Below are 3,660 nucleotides of genomic sequence, written 5' to 3' on the forward strand. Positions count from 1 at the left end.
CCGGCGCGCGCCCGATCACCACCTTGGTCAGGTTGTGGCGCCGCACATAGCCGGCGACCGCCTGCACCATGTCCGCGCCGGCCAGCGTCTCGGTGCGTGCGCCGAGCTGCTCGGCCATCCGCATCGCATCCTCGAGCCGGGCCCTGGCGCGCTCAGAAGGCGGCGCCAGCCGCGGCGTGGCGACCGTCACCACATGCCAGTCGCAATCGAGCTGGCCCGCCAGGCGGCGCGCGCTCCTGACGACCTGCTCGGCATCGTCGCCGCTGCCGATGCAGGCGAGCACCGCCTCGCGCGTGCGCCATACCGGCTGCACCGGTTCGGACTGCCGCCACGCACGCACGTCGTCATCGACACGCTCGGCGGTGCGGCGCAGCGCCAGCTCGCGCAACGCGATCAGGTTGCCCTTGCGGAAGAAATGGCGCGCGGCATGGCGCGCCTGCTCGGGCAGGTAGACCCTGCCCTCCTTCAGCCGGCGCAGCAGCTCGTCGGCCGGCAGGTCCACCAGCACGACCTCGTCGGCGCCGTCGAACACCGCGTCGGGCACCGTTTCCCGGACGCGGATGCCGGTGATGCCGCCCACCGCCTCGTTCAGGCTGTCCAGGTGCTGGACGTTGACGGTGGTCCAGACATCGATGCCGGCCGCGCGCAGCTCCTGGATGTCCTGCCAGCGCTTCGGGTGGCGGCTGCCCGGCGCATTCGAATGCGCGAGCTCGTCCACCAGGATCAGCGCGGGTTGGCGCGCCAGCGCGCCGTCGAGATCGAATTCGTGCAGCACGCGGCCGCGATAGGGCACCTCGCGCATCGGCAGCCGCTCCATGCCGGCCAGCAGCGCCTCGGTCTCGGCGCGGCCGTGGGTCTCGACCACGCCGATCGCCACATCGGCGCCCTCTGCCATCGCCGCCCTCGCCGCGGTCAGCATCGCGAAGGTCTTGCCCACGCCGGCCGAGGCGCCGAAATACACGCGCAGCTTGCCGCGCGCGGCCCGCTCGCCCTCCTGCTGGACCATCTGCAGCAGGGCATCGGGATCGGCGCGCGCACCGGCATCGCGCAATTCGGCTTCGGTCATCGGCAATGCAACCGGGCTGGACTATGGCAGAACAATGGCAGAACAAGGGAGGGCAAGGCGAAGGCCATTCTGCCACGGCCCGCGCGGCACTACTTCGGGCCGAGCGCGTCGAGCGCCAGGTTCAGCCGCAGCACGTTGACGCCGGCAGCGCCCAGCACCGCCAGGGCAGGCCGGTCGGTGTGGGCAGCGATCAGCTGGCGTACCTGCTCCAGCGGCAGGCCGCGGGCGCGGGCAACCCGCGCCGCCTGATACTCGGCCGCTGCCGGGCTGATATGCGGATCGAGGCCGCTGCCCGAGGCGGTGACGAGGTCCACCGGCACCGGGGCCGTGTTGCCGGGGTCGGCCGTGCGCAGCGCCTCGATGCGCGCGCGCGCCGCATCCGCCAGCGCGGGATTGCTCGGGCCGAGGTTCGAGCCGCCCGAGGCCGCCGCGTTGTAGGGCATCGGCGCCGTGGCGGACAGCCGGCCCCAGAAATAGCGCGGCTCGGAGAACGGCTGCCCGATCAGCGCCGAGCCGATCGTCGTGCCGTCCCTGACGATCAGCGAGCCGGCCGCCTGATGGGGAAACAGGCCCTGGGCGAGGCCGGTGACGACGGCGGGATACAGCAGCCCGGTCAGCACCGACAGCGCGGCGAAGACGGTCAGCAGCGGGCGCAACAGGCCCGCCTGCGGTGCGGGGACGGACGCGGGCTGCAGCGATGCGTTGGTGTTCATCATGGATCGATGTCCTTGTGTGGTTCGGTGATCCGGTGGTCCGGTGATCCGGTGGTCCGGTGATCCGGTGATCCGGTGGTCCGGTGATCCGGTGGTCCGGTGACTCGGTAACTGCGCGGCCCGGCGCTCAGGCCCAGCCCAGCAAGGTCAGCAGCATGTCGATCAGCTTGATGCCCACGAACGGCACCAGGATGCCGCCGAGCCCGTAGACCAGCAGGTTCCGCCGCAGCAGCGCCGCGGCGCCCAGCGGCCGGTAGGCGACCCCCTTCAACGCCAGCGGAATCAGCACGACGATGATCAGCGCGTTGAAGATCACCGCGGACAGGATCGCCGACGCCGGCGTGGACAGCCCCATCACGTTCAGCAATGCCAGCTGCGGATAGGTCGTGGCGAAGGCCGCCGGAATGATCGCGAAGTACTTGGCGATATCGTTGGCCACGCTGAAGGTGGTCAGCGAGCCGCGCGTCATCAGCATCTGCTTGCCGATCTCGACGATCTCGATCAGCTTGGTCGGGTTGCTGTCGAGGTCGACCATGTTGCCGGCCTCCTTGGCCGCCTGCGTGCCGGTGTTCATCGCCACCGCCACGTCGGCCTGGGCCAGCGCCGGCGCGTCGTTGGTGCCGTCGCCGGTCATCGCCACCAGCCGCCCTTCGGCCTGGTACTGGCGGATCAGCTTGAGCTTGGCCTCGGGCGTGGCCTCGGCCAGGTAGTCGTCGACGCCCGCCTCGGCGGCGATCGAGGCCGCGGTCAGCCGGTTGTCGCCGGTGATCATCACGGTCCTGATGCCCATCCGGCGCAGCTCGCCGAAGCGCTCGCGGATGCCGGTCTTGACGATGTCCTTGAGCTCGATCACGCCCAGCACGCGGATGTCGCTGCCCTGCTCGCCGCCTTGCTGGATACCCTGCTCGTCGGCCACCACCAGCGGCGTGCCGCCGGCGCGGGCGACTTCCTCGACCGCCTGCGCCACCGCATCGGGAAACTTGCCGGCGCGCTCGGCGACGTAGCGGCGCACCGCGTCGGCCGCGCCCTTGCGCACGTGCCGCACGTGCCCTCGTTCGCCGTCCTCGTGAACGTCGACGCCGCTCATCCGCGTCTGCGCGGTGAAGGGCACGAACTGGGCATGGCGCGGCGCCACCTCGGGGGTGCGCGGATCCGCCTGCTGGCGGGCCAGCGCGACGATGCTGCGCCCTTCCGGCGTGTCGTCCGCCAGCGAGGACAGCCACGCGGCTTCGGCCAGGCGCGACGGCGCCACGCCGGGCGCGGCGATGAAGCGCGAGGCCTGGCGGTTGCCGTGCGTGATGGTGCCGGTCTTGTCGAGCAGCAGCACGTCGACGTCGCCGGCCGCTTCGACCGCGCGGCCCGAGGTGGCGATCACGTTGGCCGCCATCATGCGGCTCATGCCGGCCACGCCGATCGCGGACAGCAGGCCGCCGATGGTGGTCGGAATCAGGCAGACCAGCAGCGCCACCAGCACCGTGACGGTCACCGGCACGCCGGCCTTGGCGACCAGCACGCTGTAGACAGAGAACGGCTGCAGCGTCGCGGTGGCCAGCAGCAGCACGATGGTCAGGCCTACCAGCAGGATGGTCAGCGCCAGCTCGTTCGGCGTCTTCTGGCGCTTCGCGCCCTCGACCATCGCGATCATCCGGTCGATGAAGCTCTGGCCCGGGTTGGCGGTGATGCGCACCACGAGCCAGTCGGACAGCACGCGCGTGCCGCCGGTCACCGACGAGAAGTCGCCGCCCGATTCGCGGATCACCGGCGCCGATTCGCCGGTGATCGCGCTTTCGTCGACCGAGGCGACCCCTTCGATCACCTCGCCGTCGCCGGGAATCATGTCGCCCGCCTCGACCAGCACCACATCGCCGCGGCGCAGCGCCG

General features: G+C 71.3%; 3 protein-coding genes. All 3 read right to left on the bottom strand.

Annotated features, from left to right (window positions below; translation table 11 throughout):
• On the bottom strand, positions 1–1,066 hold a 1,066-nt coding region (locus AC6EI8_RS25290), incomplete at its 3' end, for a KdpD family sensor histidine kinase (RefSeq protein WP_498383229.1).
• 89 nt (positions 1,067–1,155) lie between these two features.
• A complete protein-coding gene (gene kdpC, locus AC6EI8_RS25295; protein ID WP_149320165.1) occupies positions 1,156–1,779 on the bottom strand; it encodes a potassium-transporting ATPase subunit KdpC in 624 nt (207 codons plus the stop codon).
• Between the two features lie 127 nt (positions 1,780–1,906).
• Positions 1,907–3,660: potassium-transporting ATPase subunit KdpB (gene kdpB / locus AC6EI8_RS25300; RefSeq protein ID WP_498383230.1), on the bottom strand; the 1,754-nt coding region annotated here is incomplete at its 5' end.

The organism is Cupriavidus sp. R6-3 (assembly GCF_059772245.1).

Bases quoted from the DNA above. Each gene is read 5' to 3' on its own strand.
- kdpC (WP_149320165.1), bottom strand. From the start codon at position 1,779: ATGAACACCAACGCATCGCTGCAGCCCGCGTCCGTCCCCGCACCGCAG.